Below are 21,762 nucleotides of genomic sequence, written 5' to 3'. Positions count from 1 at the left end.
ACGCTCCGCGATCCGGTGTACCTCGTCGTGTCGACGACCGCCCAGGTTTCGGCGACGCGAACGACAGGGCGCAGAGTCGTGACTCGGCCGACCAGCGTGGCGCCGCGGGACGTTCCGGTGCGGGCCGAACCGGCCGTGGCGCGTCGCGTCCCGATCGTGGTGCGCGCGTAGGAGATTCGCGCGGCCGTGGCGCGGGCACCCGCGACGCCGGTGCGGGAACGGCGGGTAAGGCGCCCACGCAGCGGCGACCCGAGCGTCCCGATCCCACCGTGCCGAGTCCGCGCAAGCGGCGCGGCGAGCCTGTGGATCCGGCGCGTGAGGTGGCCCTCGATGTGTTGCGGGCCGTGCGTGAGCGCGATGCCTATGCCAACCTCGCGCTGCCGAAGTTGTTGCGCGAGCGCAAGATCAGTGGCCGTGATGCCGCGTTCGCGACCGAGCTCACCTACGGTGCGAGTCGTTCGCAGGGACAGCTCGACGCGGTGATCTCGGCGTGCGCGGGCCGCCCGGTCGACGAGATCGACGGCCCCATCCTCGACATCCTGCGCCTGGGCGTCTACCAGTTGCTGCGGACCCGCACCAGCGCGCACGCCGCCGTCGACACCTCCGTCGACCTGGCCAGCGCCGAATTCGGCCAGGGCCGTGCCGGTTTCGTCAATGCCGTGCTGCGCCGGGCGGGGGGCAAGACCGCCGAGGAGTGGATCGCCGAACTCGCCCCCGCCGACCCGGTCGGCAAGCTCGCCTTCGAGCACGCGCATCCGAAGTGGATCGCCCAAGCCTTCGCCGACGCGCTCGGCGCACAAGCAGGCGAGTTGGACGAGCTCCTGAAAGCCGACGACGAGCGCCCGGTCGTGCACCTGGTCGCGAGGCCCGGGGAAATCACCGCCGAGGAACTCGCCCTGGTCACCGGTGGCGAAGAAGGTCGCTGGTCCCCGTACGCGGTGTACCTCGACGGCGGCGACCCGGGTCAGCTGGAGCCGGTCCGCGACGGCATCGCGGCCGTCCAGGACGAGGGCAGTCAGCTGGTCGCGCTCGCTCTCACCCGCGCGCCACTGGACGGCGAGGACAAGGGCCGCTGGCTCGATCTCTGCGCAGGTCCCGGCGGTAAGGCGGCCTTGCTCGGCGCGCTCGCCGCGATCGACCTGTTCACCGTCGACGCCGTCGAACCGGCCGAACACCGCGCCGAACTGGTTCGCAAATCCACCCGCAACCTGCCCGTCACCGTCCACGTCGCGGACGGCCGCGACAGTGGGCTGACCCCCGGCTACGACCGCGTTCTCGTCGACGCGCCCTGCACCGGCCTCGGCGCCCTTCGCCGTCGTCCGGAGGCTCGCTGGCGTCGTACCCCGGCAGACGTGACGGAACTGGTCACCCTGCAGCGTGAGCTCCTGGCCGCCGCCTGGGACCTGGTGCGTCCGGGCGGTGTCGTCGTCTACTCGACCTGCTCACCGCACCTCGCCGAAACAGTGTCGGTGGTGGCCGATTTCGTCCGCCGCACCGGTGCCGAAGAGCTCGACAGCCGCGAGTTCCTGCCCGGTGTCACCGATCTCGGTGACGGTCCGTCCGCGCAGCTGTGGCCGCACCGCCACGGCACCGACGCCATGTTCCTGGCGACTCTGCGCAAGAAATAGACGCGACAGTACAACGGCGCCGTCCCCTGTACGGGGGACGGCGCCGTTCCATTCGTCCAAGCGCGCAGCGATCGCCGAGGGGGAGAATCGGCGTATGGCTATGACGTGGGATCAAGTGGTCGCGATGGCGACGGCGCTGCCGGGTGTGGCGGAAGGCACCTGGTGGCGCAGTCCGGGCCTGAACGTCGGTGGCAAGAGCTTCGCCCGATTACGTGACGAAGCCGAAGGTGGTCTCGTGCTGCTCTGCGAGCCCACGGAGAAGGAGGCGCTGCTGGCCTCCGGTGACCCAGCCTTCTACACGACCCCGCACTACGACGGGTACCCGTGCATTCTCATCGACCTGGACACGGTCGACCGGCAACAGCTCGCCGAGCTGCTCGACAGTGCCTGGTGGCTGCGCGCACCCGCGAAGCTGCGGCGGGCCCGGCAGGGCGCGTAGGACTTCGTTGTCCCGTCCGCGACTCAGTCCCGCTCGGACAATTCACGCAGGCGCGCAAGGGTTTTCGCGAGAATTCGCGACACGTGCATCTGCGAGATCCCCAGCTGCGACGCGATCTGCGTCTGCGTCATCGACTCGAAGAACCGCATGGTCAGGATGCGGCGTTCACGCTCCGGCAGGCCCGCCAGTAGCGGGCGCACCGCGATGTACTCCTCGACCCGGTCGAACTGCGATTCCTCCTCGCCCAGGGTGTCGAGCAGCGAGGCGTCGCTGTCGCGACCGATCGAGGCCGCGTCGATCGAGGTCGGCTGATAGGCGTTGCCCGCGATGACGGCCTGGGTGACCTCGTCGGGGTCGACATCGAGTTCGGCGGCGATCTCCTTGGCGGTGGGGGAGCGCCCCAACCGCTGCGACAGCTGATCCACTGCCGCGCCGATGCGCAGATGAGTCTCCTTGACGCGCCGCGGAACCCGCATCGCCCAGGTGTTGTCGCGGAAATACCGCCGGACCTCACCCATGATCGTCGGCACCGCGAAGGACAGGAAATTCGAGCCGCGACTCAGATCGAACCGGTCCACCGCGTGCACCAGACCGACACGCGCCACCTGCGACAGATCGTCGAACGGCTCACCGCGCCCGCTGAATTTGCGCGCGATGTGGTCGGCCAGCGGGATGCACCGGTTGATCAGCGCGTCCCGTGCGACCGCGTGCGCCACACTGCCCGGCTCGGTCGCCGCGAGCCGCTCGAACAGCGCGCTGACGTCGTCGTATCCGGACACCGGTTCCGGAGTTTCGGCCTCCTCCTCGAGAGTTTCCTGCTCGAGGGCTTCCTTGTCCGGTTCCGCGGCGTTCTCCGACTCCACGGCAGGAGCGTCGGGTTTGTCGGGTTCGCTGAGATTGTGCTGGTCGGGCTGGTTGTCCTCGCCGTGCACTATGCCTTCCCCCGGACCCTGCGGAATCGTACCGTCGTCGGGTACCCGGACGCGCCGGCGTCGAAGTCCTGCTGTTCGGCGATGACCTCGTCGCAGAGCGTGCGCAGCACATGCCACCCGAAGCTGCGCTGATCCGGCATGCCCTCGGCCGCCGCCACTCCGTCGACCCGCACCTGCAATTCGCTGTCACCGACGAGGAATTGGCAGGTGAGCAGCGTATCCGGGCCTGCGATCGCGATGATCGTCGAGCACACCTCGTCCACGGCGAGGCGCACGTCGGCCACCTCGTCGAGGGTGAAATCGCTGAGTAGCACCAGTGTTTCGGCCAGTCCGCGCACGATTGGCAGCTGCGTCAGCTGTGCTGCCACACGAATCTCCACCGGGGCGCCGAAGGGCCCATGTTCCGCCGAAAAATTGGTCACCCTGAGAAGGCTACCCATAACCCGGCAGGGCAATCACCATTCGGTCGCTACACTGTCGCGCTGTGTCCACTCCGACGTTCTCCCGTCCGTCCAAGCCGATGATCGCCCCGTCAATCCTGTCCGCGGACTTCGCGAATCTGGCCGCTGAGGCCGCCGCGGTGCAAGGATGCGACTGGCTCCACGTCGACGTCATGGACGGCCACTTCGTGCCGAACCTCACACTGGGTCTGCCGATCGTGCAGAGCCTGCTCAAGGCCACCGACATCCCGTTCGACTGCCATCTGATGATCGACGATCCGGGCCGCTGGGCCCCGAGCTACGCCGAGGCCGGCGCCTACAACGTCACCATCCACGCCGAAGCGACCGATGATCCGATCGCGGTGGCGCGCGATATCCGCGCCGCGGGCGGCCGTGCGGGGCTGTCGGTGAAGCCGAACACCCCGATCGAGCCGTACCTGGAGATCCTGCGCGAATTCGACACCCTGCTCGTGATGAGCGTGGAACCCGGTTTCGGTGGGCAGTCGTTCATCCCCGGCGTGCTGGAGAAGGCGCGGATCGTGCGCAACCTGGTCGACTCGGGCGAACTGCGGCTGGTCGTCGAAATCGACGGCGGCATCAACGACGACACCATCGAGCAGGCCGCCGCGGCCGGGATCGATTGCTTCGTGGCCGGATCGGCCGTCTACAACACGGCCGATCCCGGCGCCGCCGTGCAGAAGCTGCGCAACTTGGCCACCTCGGCCTGGCTGCCGTGATTACAGGGAGCGGAGTTTGCGGGTGCCCAGCGCCCGCGCCGCTTCGATGACAGCCTGCACCGGCGGCCGCTGGTCGCCGGATTCGGGTACCTGCACCCAGGTGCGATAGCCGGTGCGCTCGTCGTCGGGGGAGGGCAGCACGATCTGGCTGCCCGCGCAGGCGACGGTCGCGTAGAGGCGGAACAGTTCGGCCGACGCGGTCGCGGTGAGCGAGTCCGGTCGGCACGGGCCGGTGAGGAACGTCCAGCGCCGAGCGCGGGGGTGATCGACTACCGGACCCGCGATCGAGGCCTCGCGCAGGCGCGCCTGTACCCGCTCGCCCAGATCGCTGGGCATGGTCACCGCGCCGTAGTGCGCGCCGATGTGGAGCAGAATGCGGCGGGAATCGAAATCGATCTTGGCCGGCAGGTGCAGCTCTCGCCGATAACGTACGCAGCGCATTTCCAGCGTCGAATCGATCAGCGTGCTCACGCGGCACCCCCACATATTGCGAACCTGTTGTAACCCACAGTGTTGTCTTCCTGGAGTGGTGGACTATCCCTGGGGCGAACTCCCGGCAGCCGCAGTGCTCCGGGCGATGATGTCGGGGAAACCCGCAGTTCCAGGGCCCGACATCTGGTTGAACAGCAGGAATCGTTGACGTAACAATATTGCGTCAATGGCGCGGCGGGCGCAAGCATTCCACTCACCGTGTTTCCAGTTCGTAATGGCGGGTATTCCCAGGTTAAGGCAGCCGGATGAATGCGGGGGATCGGTTCGCCGAAAATTGGATTGAACGACAACCGCCGGAATGATTAACGGCGGCGTCGCGTCATGTCGATACACCTTTGTCGCCGAATCGATGCGCTATCGATCGCTTCCGGTGACCTTGTGCTGCGTTCGGTCGGGTTCGGCCCCCGCCCCGGTCTCACCGGCCCCGCTACTAGGCTGTGCGACAAGCCGGGCGGCCGCGCGGGAATAGCGGCAACGCACCTGCTGTTGGGCCGAACGGGTATCGATGACGCGACAAGGGAGTCAGGCATGTTCACAGGGATCGTCGAGGAGCTCGGCGAGGTCGTGGCCACCGAAGCGCTGACCGACGCCGCCCGGTTGACGATCCGCGGCAAGCTGGTGACTTCCGATGCCGGACACGGCGATTCGATCGCCGTCAACGGCGTCTGCCTCACCGTCGTCGACGTGGTCGACGGCGACAGCTTCACCGTCGACGTCATGGACGAGACGTTGCGGCGCTCGAGCATCGGCGGCCTGGTCCCCGGATCGCCGGTCAACCTCGAACGCGCGGCCGCGTTGAACAGCCGCCTCGGCGGGCACGTCGTGCAGGGCCACGTCGACGGCACCGGCACCGTGCTCCGGCGGACCCCGTCGGAGAACTGGGAAGTCGTGCGGATCTCGCTGCCGGATTCCATCGCGCGCTATGTGGTGGAGAAGGGCTCGATCACCGTCGACGGCGTCTCGCTGACGGTCTCCGCGCTCGGCATCGACGACGAACCGAACGCCGACGGATCCCGCGATTGGTTCGAAGTCTCGCTGATCCCGACCACCCTCGCCCTGACCGTCCTCGGCACCGCCCCGGTCGGCGCCACCGTGAACCTCGAGGTGGACGTCATCGCGAAGTACGTAGAACGCCTCGCCCAGCGAGGCTGACACCGATCGGCGCCGGGCCTCACAGAACACGCCGAGGCCACGCCGTAATGTAGGAAGTCATTGCCATCCCAAGGCAGTTTCTCGGCCGCCTCGATCTGGACTGACCAGAGGGTGCGACGAAGGAGTGCCCGCCGGGAGGGAAGATCGAGGCCTCAGGGCCGAGAAACCCGCGGCGCCAGCCGCCAAAATTACGGAGCAAGCAGACGTGACCAGGTTGGACAGCATCGAGCGCGCGGTCGCCGATATCGCGGCCGGCAAGGCTGTTGTCGTCATCGACGACGAGGACCGGGAGAACGAAGGCGATCTCATCTTCGCGGCCGAGAAGGCCACCCCGGAGCTGGTCGCGTTCATGATCCGCTACACCTCCGGCTACATCTGCGTGCCGCTGACCGCCGATGACTGCGACCGGCTCGGCCTGCCGCCCGCGTACGCGATGAACCAGGACAAGCACGGCACCGCCTACACCGTCTCGGTGGACGCGCGCGAGGGCATCACCACCGGTATCTCGGGCGCCGACCGGGCGGTCACCATGCGCCTGCTGGCCAGCGCGCAGGCCAAGGCCGACGAGTTCACCCGCCCCGGCCATGTGGTGCCGCTGCGCGCCAAGGACGGCGGCGTGCTGCGCAGGCCGGGCCACACCGAGGCCGCGGTCGATCTGGCCCGGATGGCCGGCTTGCGTCCGGCGGGCGTGATCTGCGAGATCGTCAGCCAGAAGGACGACGGGCACATGGCCCGCACCGACGAGCTACGGGTGTTCGCCGACGAGCACAACCTGGCGATGATCTCGATCGCCGACATGATCGCCTGGCGGCGCAAGCACGAGAAGCATGTCGTGCGGGTGGCCGAGGCCCGGATTCCGACCGCGCACGGCGACTTCAAGGCCGTGGGCTATCAGAGCATCTTCGACGACGCCGAGCACGTCGCGCTGGTGCGCGGCGACATCGGCGACGGCGAGGACGTGCTGGTGCGCGTGCACTCGGAATGCCTGACCGGCGACGTCTTCGGCTCGCTGCGCTGCGATTGCGGCCCGCAGCTGGACGCGGCGCTCGAGATGGTCGATCAGGAGGGCCGCGGCGTCGTGCTCTACATGCGCGGGCACGAGGGCCGTGGCATCGGCCTGATGCACAAGCTGCAGGCCTACCAATTGCAGGACACCGGCCGCGACACCGTCGACGCCAACCTCGATCTCGGCCTGCCCGCCGACGCCCGCGATTACGGCACGGGCGCGCAGATCCTGGTCGATCTCGGGATCCGCTCGATGCGTCTGCTCACCAACAATCCGGCCAAGCGGGTCGGCCTCGACGGCTACGGCCTCGCGATCACCGAGCGCGTCCCGATGCCGTTGCGCGCCAATGCCGAGAACCTGCACTACCTGCGCACCAAGCGGGATCGGATGGGCCACGACCTGGTCGGCCTCGACGATCTCGACCTGGGCGAAACCGCGCAGTGATCACTTCCCACGAAAGGCGGCAACGATGAGCGGCACAGGTGTTCCGAGCTTCGCTTTGGCGCAGGCCAAAGACGTCAAACTCGGCATCGTCGCCTCGCGCTGGCACACCGAGATCTGCGACACGCTCGTGGCCAATGCCGAGCGGGTCGCCAAGGAAGCCGGCGTCGAGCAGGTGACCGTGGTGCGCTGCGCCGGTGCGATGGAGCTGCCGGTCGTCGCGCAGGAACTGGCACGCACGCATGATGCGGTGGTGGCTCTCGGTGTCGTGATCCGGGGCGGCACACCACATTTCGAGTACGTGTGTGACGCGGTGACGGCAGGGCTGACCCGGGTGTCGCTCGACGCGGCCACGCCGGTCACCAACGGTGTGCTCACCACGAACGACGAAGAGCAGGCGCGCGATCGGGCCGGGCTGCCCGGTTCGTCGGAGGACAAGGGCGAGCAGGCCTGTGCCGCCGCCCTCGACGCCGCGCTCACGTTGCGCGCGCTGCGATCGGCGTGACCGTGCCGGTGGTGCGGACGTGGCGGCGCGGTGTTCCCGAGCCGGACACGGGCTGGGAGTTCGAGGTGCGTCCGCGCCGGGCGATCCGCACCGCCGTCGTCGCAGCGATCGTCATCGTCGTCGCCTTCACCGCGGGCGGACTGCTGCTGCGCACCGGCTCGACCGGGGTGAACTTCCGGGTCGCCGATCAGGTCGCGATGATCCTGATCGGGGTCGTCGGTGCGGGCGCGGTTTTGATGCTCACCCGTCCGCGGGTGCGCGCGGGTCGCCAGGGTGTCGGGGTGCGCAACATCCTGGGCGAGCAGGTCTACCCGTGGGCCTACATCCGAGGCGCGTCTTTCCCGGACCGCAAGGCCTGGGCTCGCCTCGAACTGGCCGACGACGACTATGTCCCGATGCTCGCGATCCGTTCCAACGACAAGGCCCACGCCGCCGACGCGATAGAGCGTGTGCGCGAACTCGGGGCCCGGTACGCCCCGCAGGACTGAGTCGCGCTCGCGAACAGTCCCGCTGCCGCGACTCGTGCGCCTGCGCCCGGCGGATTCGTTCGGCACTCACCATGCGCCGCATGCCGAGGTAGGTCAGCGCGGCGTCGCCGGGACGGGAGGTGCGAGTCCCGGCGACGAACCGCCTGCGGTCAGCGAGTATCGCCGAGGACCGCTCCCTCACGGCGCGGATCCGCGCCGCCGATCCAGCCGTCCTTGCCGTTGTGCTGCAGGGCGCTCAGCCCGCTGGACTGCGGTGCGACCGACACCTGGTGACCCATCGCCCGTAGCTTTTGGACCAGCGGATCGTGGTCGCCGTTGTCGGTGGGATCGATGTCGGGGTGCTCACCGCCTACGCCGGTGACCGGCGTATTGCCGGCGCCGAACGACACCCCGGAGACCGCCTGCTGCGGGTCGAGGCCCCAATCCAGCGTATTGATCAGCGTTTTCACGACGAACTGGATGATCACCGAACCACCGGGTGAACCCGTGACGAGCTTCAGTTCGCCGCGGTCGCCCTTGTCGTCACGTTCGAACACCAGGGTCGGCGCCATCGAACTTCGCGGGCGCTTGTTGGGCTGGAGGCGGTTGGCCACCGGGGTGCCGTCGGGGTCGACCGGATCGGCGGCGAAGTCGGTGAGCTGATTGTTGAGCACGAACCCGTCGACGAGATGGAACGACCCGAACGCCGATTCGACCGTGGTGGTCATCGCCGCGGCGTTGCCGTACTTGTCGACGACGGAGATGTGGCTGGTGCCGTGCTCGGGCGGCTGCGGGCCGTTGCCTAGGGGCACCGGACCGAGGTTGCCAGGCTTGGCGGTGCCCATGCTGCGCTGCGGGTCGATCAGCCCCGACCGCTCCTTCAGGTACTGCGGGTGGACCAGCGACAGGGCCGAATTGCCCGGCAGCGGAACGAAATCCGGGTCCGCGACGTACTTGTTGCGGTCGGCGTAGGCCAGCCGCTCCGCCTCGGAGATCAGGTGCACGGCCTGCGCGTCGGGGCGCCCACCGTTGGCGTCGAGCTCTTGGGGGCGCAGCGCGGGGATATCGAAATTGGCGAGGATGCCCAGCGTCGCGGCGACGGTGCTGCCACCCGAGGACGGCGCGGGCATGCCGCACAATTCGTACTTGCGGTACCCGGTGCAGAGCGCGGTGCGCTTCTTGGCCTGGTAGTTCGCCAGGTCGGTGGTGGTCAGCAGACTCGGGGTGCGTCCGCCCGCGGTGCTGCCCGCCGCCGCGATGATGTCCTGGGCGATGGCGCCGCTGTAGAGGGCTTTCGCGCCGTCGGTGGCGATCGCCGACAGTGTTTTCGCCAGTGCGGGATTGGTGAGGACGGTGCCGGCCTTCTTGGGTGAACCGTCGGGTTCGAGGAAGTAGCCGCGTGCGGCTTCGTCGGCTGCCAGATCCCGCGCGGATTCGGCGATCTGCCCGGCCAGGCGCGGACTGATCTCGAAACCGCTGTCGGACAGGCTGATCGCGGGATCGAACAGTTCCTTCCAGGCGGTCATCCCGTGCTCGGAATGCGCGAGTTCGAGCATCCGCAGTACCCCGGGAACGCCGATCGAGCGGCCGCTCGCCCGGGTGTTCGGGGCGGGCTCGGTGCGATCGGTGTCGCTGACCCAGCGCAGATAGTTCTCGGTGGCCGCCGCGGGTGCGGTCTCGCGGCCGTCGTAGGTGTCGACGGTGCGCGACTTCGCGTCGTAATGCACGAGGAACGCGCCGCCCCCGATCCCGGAAGCCTGCGGTTCGACCAGCCCGAGTACCGCCTGCGCGGTGACCAGCGCATCGGTGGCGGTACCACCCGCCCGCAGCACCCGGCACGCGGCCTCGGTGGCCACCGGGTTCGCGGTCGACACCGCGTAGGTACTGGTGCGCACGGCCGTCATGTCCAAGCGGTACCCCGACGCGATCTCGGGATTGGTACTGAGATTCTGCGAGGTCGGCGCACCGGCGCTGGTCGCGGGTGCCGCGGACACCGGCGTGCCGTTGGGCGTGCTCGTGCACTCCGCGGCACGCTTGTCGTCTGTCGAACAACCGGCCAGTACCCCCACCGCGAGCACTGCGGCCGTCGTGGCCCCGATCCACGTCCGTCGCCTTGGCGTCATGTAGGCAGCGTAACTCTCCGGTCCGACACGATTGGATCTTTTTCGGCCCGGTGCCGGCAACCGGCTCCGACGGCGCCCCGATGACGGGCACGCGAATCCTGGGTTACCCGGCCGATTTCCGCCAGGCGCGCACCGGCTAGCTGGTTACCCTGGCTGATATGGACATCGACGCGGTGCTGTTCGACTTCTCCGGCACGGTCTTCCGATTGGAGGACGATCGGACCTGGGCCGACGAACTCGTCGGCGACGACGGAACACCGTTCGACGTGGCCGCGAAAGCCGAAGTGCTGCGGCGGATGACGGCCCCGGTCGAGCAGTTCATGACCTTCGACACGGCAGGCCAACACGCCTGGGACAACCGCGATCTCGACCCCGCCCTGCACCGCCACGCCTACCTGGAGGTGCTGCGCGGCTCCGGGGTTCCCGATATCCAGGCAACCCGCCTCTACGAACGCCTCATCGACCCGTTCACCTGGACTCCGTACCCCGACACCGGCACGGTACTGGAATCGCTTGCCGCCCAAGGAATCCCGATCGGCATCGTCAGCAATATCGCCTTCGACATCCGACCCGCCTTCGGCAAGCACGGCTGGACCGACCTGATCGGCTCGATGACCCTGTCCTACGAAGTAGGCGCCATCAAACCGAATCCCCAGATCTTCCGCGACGCCACCAGTCGCCTCGGCGTCGATCCCGAACGCGTCCTCATGGTCGGCGACAGCACCGAAGCCGACGGCGGCGCGACGATCCTCGGCGCCCGCTTCGCCCTCGTCGACGCGGTTCCGACCGTCGACCGTCCCCGCGGCCTCATCGACGCACTCGCCGAACACGGGATCCGCACGGTCGACTGACCGCGACGCTGACGGTCTCGGCGCCCGACCTTCCAGTCAGCTCGCGCACCTTTCAGCGCGGGACGAATCACCCGATCGCAGGTCAGCGTTCGCGGGTGAACCAGGCGCGAGCCGAGGGGCGAAGGAGCATCGCGGCGACCGCGCCATTGGCGACGATGCCGACCGCACCCGGCGGTAGTCCGGTGAGAATGCCGGTCGAGGACACGAGCAACGCCAGCACCGCGACCGCGACCGCGGCCTTGCGCACCAGGTCGCCGCCCTGCCGGAACAACAGCACCAACGGGACCAGCGCGAAGGACGGCAGGTACCCCGCGAGCAGCGCGCCGAGCGAACCGCCAAGCGCCACGGTGATCGTGATCAGCACCACCCCGACAGCCGAGGCGACCGCGACGATCAGCCGAGCCCCGCGCACCGTGCCGGGCATGACCCCGTGCGGGGTCACCTCGTCGTCGTACAGGTCCTCGCCTGTGCGCGGCGCAGCAGCGTTGGTCATCGCACGTCCTTTCGGGCACATGTTCCGAGCAATCACGGTACACAGGCGGCCCCGGCGACCGGCCCTCGCCACAGCGTGCGAGCCCGTGGCCGACCACACCCGATGCGGGGTGACGGTCAGCGCGCCACCTGGTTCGTCAGCTCGGCCGAAGGGCGGTTGCTCGATCAACCGTCGGCGGTGCGGACCTGTCGGAGCCCCTCGCTAGGCTGGATGGGTGGCAGATCCCGCGACGTACCGGCCGGCGCCGGGCACGATTCCCGTCGAACCCGGTGTGTACAAGTTCCGGGACGTGCACGGGCGGGTCATCTATGTCGGTAAGGCGAAGAGCCTGCGGAGTCGGTTGAATTCCTACTTCGCCGATGTGTATTCGCTGCATCCGCGCACCAAGCAGATGGTCACCACGGCGGCGTCGGTCGAGTGGACGGTGGTGTCCACCGAGGTGGAGGCGCTGCAACTCGAGTACAACTGGATCAAGGAATTCGATCCGCGGTTCAACGTGCGCTACCGCGACGACAAGACCTATCCGGTGCTCGCGGTGACCCTCAACGAGGAGTACCCGCGCCTGTTCGTCTATCGCGGCGCCCGCAAGAAGGGGGTGCGCTACTTCGGTCCGTACGCCCACGCCTGGGCGATCCGCGAGACCCTCGACTTGCTGCTGCGGGTGTTCCCCGCGCGCACCTGCTCCAACGGAGTCTTCAAGCGGCACAACCAGATCGGGCGCCCCTGCCTGCTCGGTTATATCGACAAGTGTTCCGCGCCGTGTGTCGGCCGGGTCAGCGCCGACGAGCACCGCCAGATCGTCGAGGACTTCTGCGACTTCCTCTCCGGCAAGACCGACAAGATGGTGCGCGCCCTCGAACGGCGGATGCACGAAGCCGCCGAAGACCTCGACTTCGAGAACGCCGCCCGCCTGCGCGACGACGTGCAGGCGCTGCGCCGCGCACTCGAGAAGCAAGCCGTGGTCCTCGGCGCAGGCACCGACGCCGACGTGATCGCTTTCGCCACCGACGCACTCGAAGCCGCCGTCCAGATCTTCCATGTGCGCGACGGACGCGTGCGCGGTCAGCGCGGCTGGGTCGTCGACAAATCCGGTGACGCACTCGATGTCGCGGAGTCGGGAACCGAAATGGCCGCCCTGGTCGAACAGTTCCTCACCCAGTTCTACGGCGAACAGGCCGCCTTGGCGGACCAGAACGGTGACGCGGCCATTGTCGTCCCGCGGGAAGTGCTGGTACCCGAACTGCCCGCCGACGCCGAGGAGATCGGGGAGTGGCTCACCGAGATCCGAGGCTCCGCGGTCTCGCTGCGCGTGCCGCAGCGCGGCGACAAGAAGGCGCTCGCCGAGACGGTGCAGCGCAACGCCGCCGAGGCGCTGGCCCAGCACAAGCTCCGCCGCGCCGGTGACCTCACCTCGAGATCCCAAGCGCTGCAAGACATTCAGGACGCGCTCGAACTCGACAGCGCCCCGCTGCGGATCGAATGCGTCGACATCAGCCACGTGCAGGGCACCGACGTGGTCGCCTCGCTGGTGGTCTTCGAAGACGGCCTTGCCCGCAAGTCCGACTACCGCCACTACGCGATCAAGGAAGCCGCGGGCGACGGCCGCTCCGACGACGTCGGCAGCATCGCCGAGGTGACCCGCCGCCGCTTCGCCCGCCTGGCCCGCGACCGGGAACAGCCCGTCGAGATCGAACCCGACGAGGTCGACGAACCCGCCTCACGTCCCGGCATCGACCCCACCACCGGCCGCCCGCGCCGCTTCGCCTATCCGCCCAACCTCTACGTGGTCGACGGCGGCGCACCCCAGGTCGCCGCCGCCGCCGAGGTCCTGGACGAACTCGGCATCACCGATGTCGCGGTGATCGGTTTGGCCAAACGCCTCGAAGAGGTCTGGGTGCCCGGGGAAGCCGACCCGGTGATCATGCCGCGCAACAGCGAAGCGCTGTTCCTGCTGCAACGCGTGCGCGACGAGGCTCACCGTTTCGCCATCACCTTCCACCGCAGCAAACGCTCACGCCGGATGACGGCATCGGCGCTGGATTCGGTGCCGGGCCTCGGCGAGACCAGGCGAACCGCCTTGGTCACCCATTTCGGCTCGGTCGCCAGGATCAAGGACGCGACTGTCGAGGAAATCACCTCGGTGCCCGGAATCGGGGTCTCGACGGCGAAAGCAGTGCTCGCGGCACTCAACAGCCCGTAACCGCCGACGGCCGGTATCGCAGGACGCAAGATTGCGTGTGCCGTACGTTGTGTGTCTGCGCCCGATACCCGAACCGGTGCGGGATGATCGAAAGGCACCCAGAAACGGATCCGGTAGGACATGACACGCGTCGAATCGAATAACAATGCGGGGGCGGCACCCGGGCAATCCGGGACGGTCACCGACACACAGCAACCAGTAGAAGTGGTCATCGTGACCGGCTTGTCCGGCGCGGGCCGCGGCACTGCCGCGCGCGTGCTAGAGGACCTCGGCTGGTACGTCACCGACAACCTACCGCCCGAACTGATCGGGCGGATGATCGAACTAGGCGCCGCGGCCGACCCGCCGATCCGGCGGTTGGCGCTGGTCATGGACGTGCGCAGCCGATTCTTCACCGGTGAGCTCTCCGGTGTCACCGAGGAGTTGCGTGGCGCGGGCATCCGGACGAGAGTGCTGTTCCTCGAGGCCTCCGACGATGTGCTGATCCGGCGATTCGGCTTCGCCCGGCGCCGTCACCCGCTGCAGAGCGACAGTCCGGACGGCACGTTGAGCGCCGGTCTCACCGCCGAACGAGCCAGGCTCGCCCCGGTCAAGGGCGCCGCCGACCTCGTCATCGACACCACCGAGCTGTCCATCCACCAGCTGCACCGCAAGCTGGAGGAGGCCTACGGCGCGGGCGCGCCAGCCGCACTGCAGCTGACCCTGCAGTCGTTCGGCTTCAAGTACGGTGTTCCCCTCGACGCCGACATGGTGTTGGACGTGCGATTTCTGCCCAACCCGCATTGGATTCCGGAATTGCGGGAACACACCGGACAGGAGTCGGTGGTCAGCGACTACGTGTTGTCCAGGCCGGGCGCGCAGGACTATCTGCGGACCGGTGAACACCTGGTCGAGTTGACGACGACCGGATACCGCCAAGAGGGGAAGCGATACATGACCGTGGCAGTGGGGTGCACCGGCGGCAAACATCGCAGTGTCGCTATCGCCGAGGCACTGGGTACCCGCATCGGCGCCGAGACCGGGCACACGGCGGTGGACGTCGTCCGCGTCGTGCACCGGGATCTGGGGCGCGAATGAGTGGAACCGAAGCCGACCCAGCCGTCGTCGCGCTGGGCGGCGGGCACGGGCTGTACGCGACATTGACAGCGGTGCGCAGGCTGACGCGGCGGATCACCGCCGTCGTCACCGTCGCCGACGACGGCGGGTCGTCCGGGCGGCTGCGTGCCGAACTGGGCATGCTCCCGCCGGGAGATCTGCGGATGGCGCTGGCCGCACTGTCCGACGACGCCGACGGCGTCTGGACCACGGCCGTGCAGCACCGCTTCGGCGGCAACGGCGCGCTCGCCGGACACTCGGTGGGCAACCTGATTCTCGCCGGGCTCACCGACATCCTCGGTGATCCCGTTGCCGCGCTCGACGAGGTCGGCAGGTTGCTGCGGATCACCGGCCGGGTGCTGCCGATGTCGCCGATTCCGCTCGATATCGAGGCAGAAGTGTCGGGCCTCGAGTCGGATCCGCGGATCGGCCGGTGTGTGCGCGGTCAGGTTGCGGTGGCGACCACGCCGGGTAAGGTCCGGCGGGTGCGGCTGATTCCGTCCGATCCGCCTGCCAGCCCCGAGGCGACCTCGGCCATCGAAGACGCGGATGTTGTTGTGCTGGGACCTGGTTCGTGGTTCACCAGCGTCATTCCGCATGTCCTCGTACCGCAACTACACAACGCACTCGTGCGTACCGGGGCACGTAAAGTACTCGTTCTGAATCTGGCCGCGGAGCCAGGGGAGACAGCCGGCTTTTCCGCGGAGCGTCATCTGCATGTATTGTCCCAGCACGCACCGGATTTCGCGGTCGACGAGGTGCTCGTCGACTCGGCGTCGGTGCCCGAGGGGCGGCAACGGGAACATGTAGCAAGAGCCGCCGAACAGTTGCGTGCACGGGTAACGTTCTGCGATGTCGCCGAGCCGGGAACGGATCGGCATCATCCCGGAAAACTAGCCGCCGCACTGGATCAGCTGATCCGGTCGCCGCGGCCGCAACTGGCAGGGCTTCGAGTCGAGGGACGGCACAGTGTCACAGATGTGCGTTCCGGGTCGGTGGGAAAGGAGCGCGTCTCGTGGCGATGACAGCCGAGGTGAAAGACGAGCTGAGCAGGCTCGTGGTGTCGCAGGTCAGCTCGCGTAAAGCGGAACTGTCGGCGTTGCTGCGGTTTGCGGGCGGTCTGCACATCGTGGGGGGCAGGGTAATCGTGGAAGCCGAGGTGGACATGGGGTCCATCGCCCGGCGACTGCGCAGAGAGATTTTCGAGCTGTACGGATACGGCTCCGACGTGCACGTGCTCGGCGCGGGTGGGTTGCGGAAGACTTCCCGGTATGTCGTGCGGGTGTCGAAGGAAGGCGAGGCGCTGGCGCGCCAGACCGGTCTGCTCGATGTTCGTGGCCGTCCCGTGCGTGGGTTGCCCGCGCAGGTGGTCGGCGGCAGCATCGGTGACGCCGAAGCGGCGTGGCGTGGCGCGTTTCTGGCGCACGGTTCGCTCACCGAGCCGGGTCGTTCCTCGGCGCTCGAGGTGAGCTGCCCGGGTCCGGAGGCGGCGTTGGCACTGGTCGGCGCGGCGCGCAGGCTCGGCATCACCGCGAAGGCGCGGGAGGTGCGCGGCACGGATCGGGTCGTGGTGCGTGACGGCGAGGCGATCGGCGCCCTGCTCACCCGGATGGGCGCGCAGGACACCAGGCTCACCTGGGAAGAACGGCGGATGCGCCGCGAGGTGCGGGCCACCGCCAACCGGCTCGCCAACTTCGACGACGCGAACCTGCGCCGCTCGGCGCGGGCGGCCGTCGCGGCGGCGGCGCGGGTCGAACGCGCACTCGAGATCCTCGCCGACGATGTGCCCGAGCATCTCGCCGCGGCGGGCAGGCTGCGGGTGCAGCACCGGCAGGCGTCGCTGGAGGAACTCGGTCAGCTGGCCGAGCCGCCGATGACCAAAGACGCTGTCGCGGGCCGGATCCGGCGCTTGCTGTCGATGGCCGATCGTCGCGCCAAGGACCTCGGCATCCCCGATACCGAGTCCGCGGTGACAGCGGAACTGCTCGACGACGCGTAGTAGGAACTTCGCACAGACTCCTCGCACCGAAAGGTGTGGCGAATCCGACGATTAGGGCAGAGCGGTCATACCTGACCGCTCTGCCCTTTATTCTGGGGTCTCCGCAGGCCTGAGGCCGGGGAGCTCACAACTCACAGGTGGCTGTCGTGAAGGCTGGCGCGGCTACTACTGTGGTGACCGTCGGAATGAATCCGCTTGAAAGCTGAGGAGCGATAACGTGACTGTCCGGGTAGGTATCAACGGCTTCGGTCGTATCGGACGTAATTTCTTCCGTGCGGTGGAGGCGCTGAAGGCCGTCGGCGAGACCGATATCGAGATCGTCGCGGTCAACGACCTCACCGACATCAACACCCTCGCCACCCTGCTGAAGTACGACTCGATCCTGGGTCGGCTGCCGCAGGACGTCTCCGTCGAGGGCGACACCATCGTGGTCGGCGAGCAGCGCATCAAGGCGCTCGCGATCAAGGAAGGCCCCTCGGCACTGCCCTGGGCCGACCTGAACGTCGACGTGGTCGTCGAGTCGACCGGCATCTTCACCGCCGCCGAGAAGGCCAAGGGCCACCTGTCCGCGGGTGCCAAGAAGGTCATCATCTCCGCGCCTGCCACCGGCGACGACATCACCATCGTGATGGGCGTCAACGACGACAAGTACGACGGCAGCCAGAACATCATCTCCAACGCCTCGTGCACCACGAACTGCCTCGGCCCGATCGCCAAGGTGCTCAACGATTCGTTCGGCATTGTGAACGGTCTGATGACCACCATTCACGCCTACACCCAGGACCAGAACCTGCAGGACGCGCCGCACAAGGACCTGCGTCGCGCCCGCGCCGCGGCCCTGAACATCGTGCCCACCGGCACCGGTGCCGCCAAGGCCATCGGCCTGGTGCTGCCCGAGCTGCAGGGCAAGCTCGACGGCTACGCGCTGCGCGTTCCGGTTCCGACCGGCTCGGTCACCGACCTGACCGCGACGCTGGCCAAGCCCGCCACCATCGAGGAGATCAACGCCGCGATGAAGGCCGCCGCCGAGGGCCCGATGAAGGGCATCCTCAAGTACAACGAGGACCCGATCGTGTCGAGTGACATCGTCACCGACCCGCACTCGTCGATCTACGACGCGCCGCTGACCAAGGTCATCGACAACCAGGTCAAGGTCGTCTCCTGGTACGACAACGAGTGGGGCTACTCGAACCGCCTGGCCAACCTGGTCGATCTCGTCGGCAAGTCGCTCTGAACGCGATGACTGTTCAGACACTGCAGGATCTCCTGGCCGAGGGTGTCGAGGGTCGGGGCGTGCTCGTGCGCTCCGACCTGAACGTTCCCCTCGACGACAACGGTCAGATCACCGACCCGGGCCGCATCATCGCCTCGGTGCCGACCATTCAGGCGCTGGTCGAGGCCGGCGCCAAGGTGGTCGTGATGGCGCACCTCGGTCGCCCCAAGGGCGAGCCCGACGCCAAGTTCTCCCTCGCCCCCGTGGCGGCGAAGCTGGCCGAGCTGCTGGGCCGCAACGTCCAGCTGGCCGGTGACGTGGTGGGCTACGACGCGCTCTCGCGCTCGGAGGGTCTCACCGACGGCGACGTGCTGCTGCTGGAGAACGTGCGCTTCGATCCGCGCGAGACCAGCAAGGACGAGTCGGAGCGGGCCAAGCTCGCGGCGGCGTTCGTCGAGCTGGTCGGCGACGACGGTGCGTTCGTCTCCGACGGTTTCGGCGTGGTCCACCGCAAGCAGGCATCGGTCTACGACGTCGCCCAGCAGCTCCCGCACTACGCGGGCACGCTGGTCGCGGCCGAGGTCGAGGTGCTGCAGAAGCTCACTCAGGACCCGGCTCGCCCGTACGCCGTGGTGCTCGGTGGCTCGAAGGTCTCGGACAAGCTCGCAGTGATCGAGGCGCTGGCGCCCAAGGTCGACACCCTGGTCATCGGCGGCGGCATGTGCTTCACCTTCCTTGCCGCGCAAGGACTTCCGGTCGGTGGCTCGCTGCTGCAGGCCGAGATGATCGACACCTGCAAGGATCTGCTCGAGCGCTTCGGCGACGTGCTGCACCTGCCGGTCGACATCGTGGTGGCCGACAAGTTCGCGGCCGATGCCGACACCAAGACCGTCGCGTCGACCGAGATCCCCGACGGCTGGCTCGGCCTGGACATCGGCCCCGAGTCGGTGTCGCGGTTCGCCGCCCTGCTGACCGAGGCCAAGACCGTGTTCTGGAACGGCCCGATGGGCGTGTTCGAGTTCGAGAAGTTCGCCGCAGGCACCCGCGGTGTCGCCGAAGCCATCGTGACCGCCACCTCCAAGGGTGCGTTCACGGTCGTCGGTGGCGGTGACTCGGCCGCGGCCGTGCGTGCGCTCGGCCTGCCCGACGACGGTTTCTCGCACATCTCCACCGGTGGTGGCGCTTCCCTGGAATACCTGGAAGGCAAAGAGCTGCCCGGTATTTCGGTGCTGGAGGGCTGAGCGATGGCAGCACGTAAACCGCTCATCGCGGGCAACTGGAAGATGAATCTCAACCACCTCGAGGCCATCTCGCTGGTGCAGAAGGTGGCGTTCGCGCTGCCCGAGAAGTACTTCGCGAAGGTCGACGTAACGGTGATCCCGCCGTTCACCGATCTGCGCAGCGTGCAGTCGATCGTCGACGGCGACAAGCTGCTGATCACCTACGGTGCGCAGGATGTCTCGGCGCACGATTCCGGTGCCTACACCGGCGAGATCAGCGGGTCGATGCTGGCGAAGCTCGGCTGCACCTTCGTGGTGGTCGGGCACTCGGAGCGTCGTCAGTACCACCACGAGGACGACGCGACCGTGCTGGCCAAGGCCAAGCAGGCGCTGAAGAACGAGCTCACCCCGATCGTCTGCATCGGTGAGGGTCTCGGCGTCCGTGAGGCGGGTACGCACGTCGAGTACAACCTCGAGCAGCTGCGCGGTTCGCTCAAAGGCCTGACGGCGGAACAGATTTCGCAGGTCGTCATCGCCTACGAGCCGGTCTGGGCCATCGGCACCGGCAAGGTCGCCTCGGCGGCCGACGCGCAGGAAGTGTGCGGCGCGATCCGCGGCGAGCTGGAGAAGCTGGCTTCCCCGGAGGTCGCCGCCGGAGTCCGCGTGCTCTACGGCGGCTCGGTGAACGCCAAGAACATCGGCGAGCTGATCCGCCAGACCGATATCGACGGCGCGCTGGTCGGCGGTGCTTCGCTCAAGGGTGATGAGTTCGCCACCCTGTCGGCGATCGCCGCGGGCGGTCCGCTGCCCTGATCGGGTAGTTCAACGCCGAAGGGCCGGAAACCGCTGGGTTTCCGGCCCTTCGTCTACGTGAGCGGTTACCGCGCGCGCAGGATCAGGCCGTAGCCGTTGTCGTTGCGCACCGTGAGCGCGTCTGCGTCGATAGTGGCGGTGGTTCTCCCGTCCAGCGCACGCAGCACGTTCTGCTCGACCTCCATCACCTCCGGCGGGCACATCATCTTGGTGGTGCCGATGGCGAAGTTCACCGCCTCGCCGGGACCGACGCCCGCGGTTCCGGTCATCCGATTGCAGCCGGCGTTGCCGTTGACGGTGCCGCCCTCCCCGATGGTGAGGGTCGGGCTCGCCTCGTCGAGCGCGGTCGAGCGAATCTGCGCGTCCGGGGTGAGCATGGTGGTGACCACCCAGGTGGTCCCGATCAGCGGCTTGTCGGGGCTCACGATCTTCTTGTCGGTGAGATGGATGGTGACGGACTTGCCCGTCAGTGTCAGCCGGTCACCGTCGAGGCGCCAGGTGGGATCGGATTCCAGGAAGTCGGACTGCCAGGCGTCGGCGCGTCCGCGCTCGCCGGGGCATGCCATCAGGGTGCCTGCCAGCGGTGACGTGTGCAGGACGTGGTTGCTCAGGTCGACGGTGCCGCCCGCGGAATTACAGCCGGAGCTCGCCGAGATCCGGCCGTCGGAGAAACCGAGCGTCATCGGCCCGCCGCCGGGGATCTTGTCGCCGACGACCTCGGTGGAGATGTAGGTATGGCCCATCGGCGTGGCGGTGTCGTCCACCGGTTCCTTCTCGGCTGATCCGCACCCGGCCATTGCCGTGCCGAGTATCGCGAGGGCGGCGAGTCGTCGAAGGAATATCCGCATGAAGCCGATGGTACGGCCCGCCCCGGACACCGCCAGGCGATGTCCGGGGCGGGCGGTCGACTTACTTGCCTGCGTCACCCGTGCAGTCCGCGGTGGCGAGTGAACCGCTGGCCTCGTCCTGCGCGATCACCTTGCCGTCGACGACGATCTTGCAGGAGACCGTTCCGCCGTCGATGCCCGACATGACGCTCAGCGCGGAGTGCTTCACCAGACCGGTGATCGTCACATCCTTGGACCACGGCAGTGGCACGTCGGCTTCGGTCTGCACGTCCAGGGTCCCGTCGGAGTAGATGACGGTGCCGGTGCCCGAGCCCGCGGCCTGGTAGGAGACGGTCACCTCGCGGCTGACCTCGTTCTCGATCTCATTGGCGACGGTGCCGACGAAGGCCACGCACCCACCGACGATCAGCAGCAGCACGACGAGAATGCCACCGAGCACCCACGGCCACACCTTCTTCTTGCGCGGCGGCTGCGGGTAGCCGCCCTGCGGCGGGTAGCCACCCTGCGGCGGGTAGCCACCGCCGGGGGGTTGCTGGCCGTACGGCGGTTGCTGGCCATAGGGTTGCTGGCCATACGGCTGCTGCGGGGCATTCATGCGTTGTCCTCCGTGTCGTACGAGCTCCCCCCGAACGAAACGGGAGCTGCGGTGCTGATCGCTCGAAAGCGGT

22 protein-coding genes are annotated in these 21,762 nt (G+C 68.1%); 15 read left to right on the top strand and 7 right to left on the bottom strand.

Going from position 1 to position 21,762, the window contains the following annotated elements; genetic code table 11:
• Positions 1-269: 269 nt before the first annotated feature.
• Positions 270-1,628, top strand: coding sequence for an RsmB/NOP family class I SAM-dependent RNA methyltransferase (locus ACQHI0_RS16380; protein WP_427909184.1), 1,359 nt, complete (start codon positions 270-272; stop codon positions 1,626-1,628).
• Between the two features lie 94 nt (positions 1,629-1,722).
• A complete protein-coding gene (locus ACQHI0_RS16375) occupies positions 1,723-2,067 on the top strand; it encodes an MmcQ/YjbR family DNA-binding protein (protein WP_427908793.1) in 345 nt (114 codons plus the stop codon).
• 23 nt (positions 2,068-2,090) lie between these two features.
• On the opposite strand, the gene ACQHI0_RS16370 is transcribed toward ACQHI0_RS16375, so the two are convergent.
• Positions 2,091-2,999: an RNA polymerase sigma factor SigF gene (locus ACQHI0_RS16370; protein WP_427908792.1), complete on the bottom strand. Its 909-nt coding sequence runs from the start codon at positions 2,997-2,999 to the stop codon at positions 2,091-2,093.
• Positions 2,999-3,367, bottom strand: a complete 369-nt coding sequence (locus ACQHI0_RS16365) for an anti-sigma factor (RefSeq protein WP_427908791.1) — start codon at positions 3,365-3,367, stop codon at positions 2,999-3,001. Before ACQHI0_RS16365 ends, ACQHI0_RS16370 begins: the two co-directional genes overlap by 1 nt.
• A 152-nt stretch (positions 3,368-3,519) precedes the next feature.
• On the opposite strand from ACQHI0_RS16365, the gene rpe reads away from it, so the two are divergent.
• Entirely contained in the window at positions 3,520-4,176 is a 657-nt protein-coding gene (gene rpe, locus ACQHI0_RS16360; RefSeq protein ID WP_427909183.1) for a ribulose-phosphate 3-epimerase, read from the top strand.
• On the opposite strand, the gene ACQHI0_RS16355 is transcribed toward rpe, so the two are convergent.
• On the bottom strand, positions 4,177-4,647 hold the full coding sequence (locus tag ACQHI0_RS16355) for a hypothetical protein (RefSeq protein ID WP_427908790.1): 471 nt from the start codon (positions 4,645-4,647) through the stop codon (positions 4,177-4,179).
• A gap of 549 nt (positions 4,648-5,196) precedes the next feature.
• Here ACQHI0_RS16355 and ACQHI0_RS16350 point away from each other — a divergent pair.
• The 4 genes from ACQHI0_RS16350 to ACQHI0_RS16335 all read left to right on the top strand — a co-directional run bounded on the left by ACQHI0_RS16350 (position 5,197) and on the right by ACQHI0_RS16335 (position 8,260).
• The gene (locus ACQHI0_RS16350) at positions 5,197-5,820 is read left to right on the top strand and encodes a riboflavin synthase (protein ID WP_427908789.1); all 624 of its coding nucleotides are present in this window, start codon (positions 5,197-5,199) and stop codon (positions 5,818-5,820) included.
• A 205-nt stretch (positions 5,821-6,025) separates the two neighbouring features.
• On the top strand, positions 6,026-7,270 hold the full coding sequence (locus tag ACQHI0_RS16345; RefSeq protein WP_378627050.1) for a bifunctional 3,4-dihydroxy-2-butanone-4-phosphate synthase/GTP cyclohydrolase II: 1,245 nt from the start codon (positions 6,026-6,028) through the stop codon (positions 7,268-7,270).
• 25 nt (positions 7,271-7,295) lie between these two features.
• The gene (ribH, locus tag ACQHI0_RS16340) at positions 7,296-7,772 is read left to right on the top strand and encodes a 6,7-dimethyl-8-ribityllumazine synthase (RefSeq protein WP_427908788.1); all 477 of its coding nucleotides are present in this window, start codon (positions 7,296-7,298) and stop codon (positions 7,770-7,772) included.
• A 2-nt stretch (positions 7,773-7,774) separates the two neighbouring features.
• Positions 7,775-8,260: a PH domain-containing protein gene (locus ACQHI0_RS16335; RefSeq protein WP_427909182.1), complete on the top strand. Its 486-nt coding sequence runs from the start codon at positions 7,775-7,777 to the stop codon at positions 8,258-8,260.
• Positions 8,261-8,409: 149 nt separating this feature from the next.
• Here ACQHI0_RS16335 and ACQHI0_RS16330 read toward each other — a convergent pair whose 3' ends face one another.
• The gene (locus tag ACQHI0_RS16330; protein WP_427908787.1) at positions 8,410-10,362 is read right to left on the bottom strand and encodes a gamma-glutamyltransferase family protein; all 1,953 of its coding nucleotides are present in this window, start codon (positions 10,360-10,362) and stop codon (positions 8,410-8,412) included.
• Between the two features lie 158 nt (positions 10,363-10,520).
• Between ACQHI0_RS16330 and ACQHI0_RS16325 the strand changes: the two genes are divergently transcribed.
• Entirely contained in the window at positions 10,521-11,213 is a 693-nt protein-coding gene (locus ACQHI0_RS16325; RefSeq protein WP_427908786.1) for an HAD family hydrolase, read from the top strand.
• Between the two features lie 82 nt (positions 11,214-11,295).
• Here the strand turns inward: ACQHI0_RS16325 and ACQHI0_RS16320 are convergent, their stop codons facing one another.
• Positions 11,296-11,706, bottom strand: coding sequence for a hypothetical protein (locus ACQHI0_RS16320; protein ID WP_427908785.1), 411 nt, complete (start codon positions 11,704-11,706; stop codon positions 11,296-11,298).
• Positions 11,707-11,920: 214 nt separating this feature from the next.
• On the opposite strand from ACQHI0_RS16320, the gene uvrC reads away from it, so the two are divergent.
• The 7 genes from uvrC (at position 11,921) to tpiA (ending at position 20,246) form a co-directional block, all read left to right on the top strand.
• Positions 11,921-13,906, top strand: coding sequence for an excinuclease ABC subunit UvrC (gene uvrC / locus ACQHI0_RS16315; protein ID WP_427908784.1), 1,986 nt, complete (start codon positions 11,921-11,923; stop codon positions 13,904-13,906).
• Positions 13,907-14,026: 120 nt separating this feature from the next.
• Positions 14,027-14,983: an RNase adapter RapZ gene (rapZ, locus tag ACQHI0_RS16310; protein WP_427908783.1), complete on the top strand. Its 957-nt coding sequence runs from the start codon at positions 14,027-14,029 to the stop codon at positions 14,981-14,983.
• Positions 14,980-16,026: a gluconeogenesis factor YvcK family protein gene (locus tag ACQHI0_RS16305; RefSeq protein ID WP_427908782.1), complete on the top strand. Its 1,047-nt coding sequence runs from the start codon at positions 14,980-14,982 to the stop codon at positions 16,024-16,026. The genes rapZ and ACQHI0_RS16305 overlap by 4 nt, the downstream gene beginning before the upstream one ends.
• Complete coding sequence (gene whiA, locus ACQHI0_RS16300) at positions 16,017-17,000, top strand: DNA-binding protein WhiA (RefSeq protein ID WP_056810477.1); 984 nt, start codon at positions 16,017-16,019, stop codon at positions 16,998-17,000. Before ACQHI0_RS16305 ends, whiA begins: the two co-directional genes overlap by 10 nt.
• Positions 17,001-17,217: 217 nt before the next feature.
• On the top strand, positions 17,218-18,234 hold the full coding sequence (gene gap, locus ACQHI0_RS16295; RefSeq protein WP_056810475.1) for a type I glyceraldehyde-3-phosphate dehydrogenase: 1,017 nt from the start codon (positions 17,218-17,220) through the stop codon (positions 18,232-18,234).
• A 5-nt stretch (positions 18,235-18,239) separates the two neighbouring features.
• Complete coding sequence (locus ACQHI0_RS16290; RefSeq protein ID WP_378627067.1) at positions 18,240-19,454, top strand: phosphoglycerate kinase; 1,215 nt, start codon at positions 18,240-18,242, stop codon at positions 19,452-19,454.
• Between the two features lie 3 nt (positions 19,455-19,457).
• Positions 19,458-20,246: a triose-phosphate isomerase gene (gene tpiA / locus ACQHI0_RS16285; RefSeq protein WP_427908781.1), complete on the top strand. Its 789-nt coding sequence runs from the start codon at positions 19,458-19,460 to the stop codon at positions 20,244-20,246.
• A gap of 65 nt (positions 20,247-20,311) precedes the next feature.
• On the opposite strand, the gene ACQHI0_RS16280 is transcribed toward tpiA, so the two are convergent.
• Together ACQHI0_RS16280 and ACQHI0_RS16275 are read right to left on the bottom strand one after the other, a co-directional pair.
• The gene (locus ACQHI0_RS16280) at positions 20,312-21,094 is read right to left on the bottom strand and encodes an META domain-containing protein (protein WP_427908780.1); all 783 of its coding nucleotides are present in this window, start codon (positions 21,092-21,094) and stop codon (positions 20,312-20,314) included.
• 61 nt (positions 21,095-21,155) lie between these two features.
• On the bottom strand, positions 21,156-21,689 hold the full coding sequence (locus tag ACQHI0_RS16275) for an MmpS family transport accessory protein (RefSeq protein ID WP_427908779.1): 534 nt from the start codon (positions 21,687-21,689) through the stop codon (positions 21,156-21,158).
• Between the last annotated feature and the right edge of the window lie 73 nt (positions 21,690-21,762).

It is taken from the genome of Nocardia sp. FBN12 (assembly GCF_050320175.1).
GTDB lineage: Bacteria > Actinomycetota > Actinomycetes > Mycobacteriales > Mycobacteriaceae > Nocardia.
This window is presented reverse-complemented; position numbering and strand designations above follow the sequence as displayed.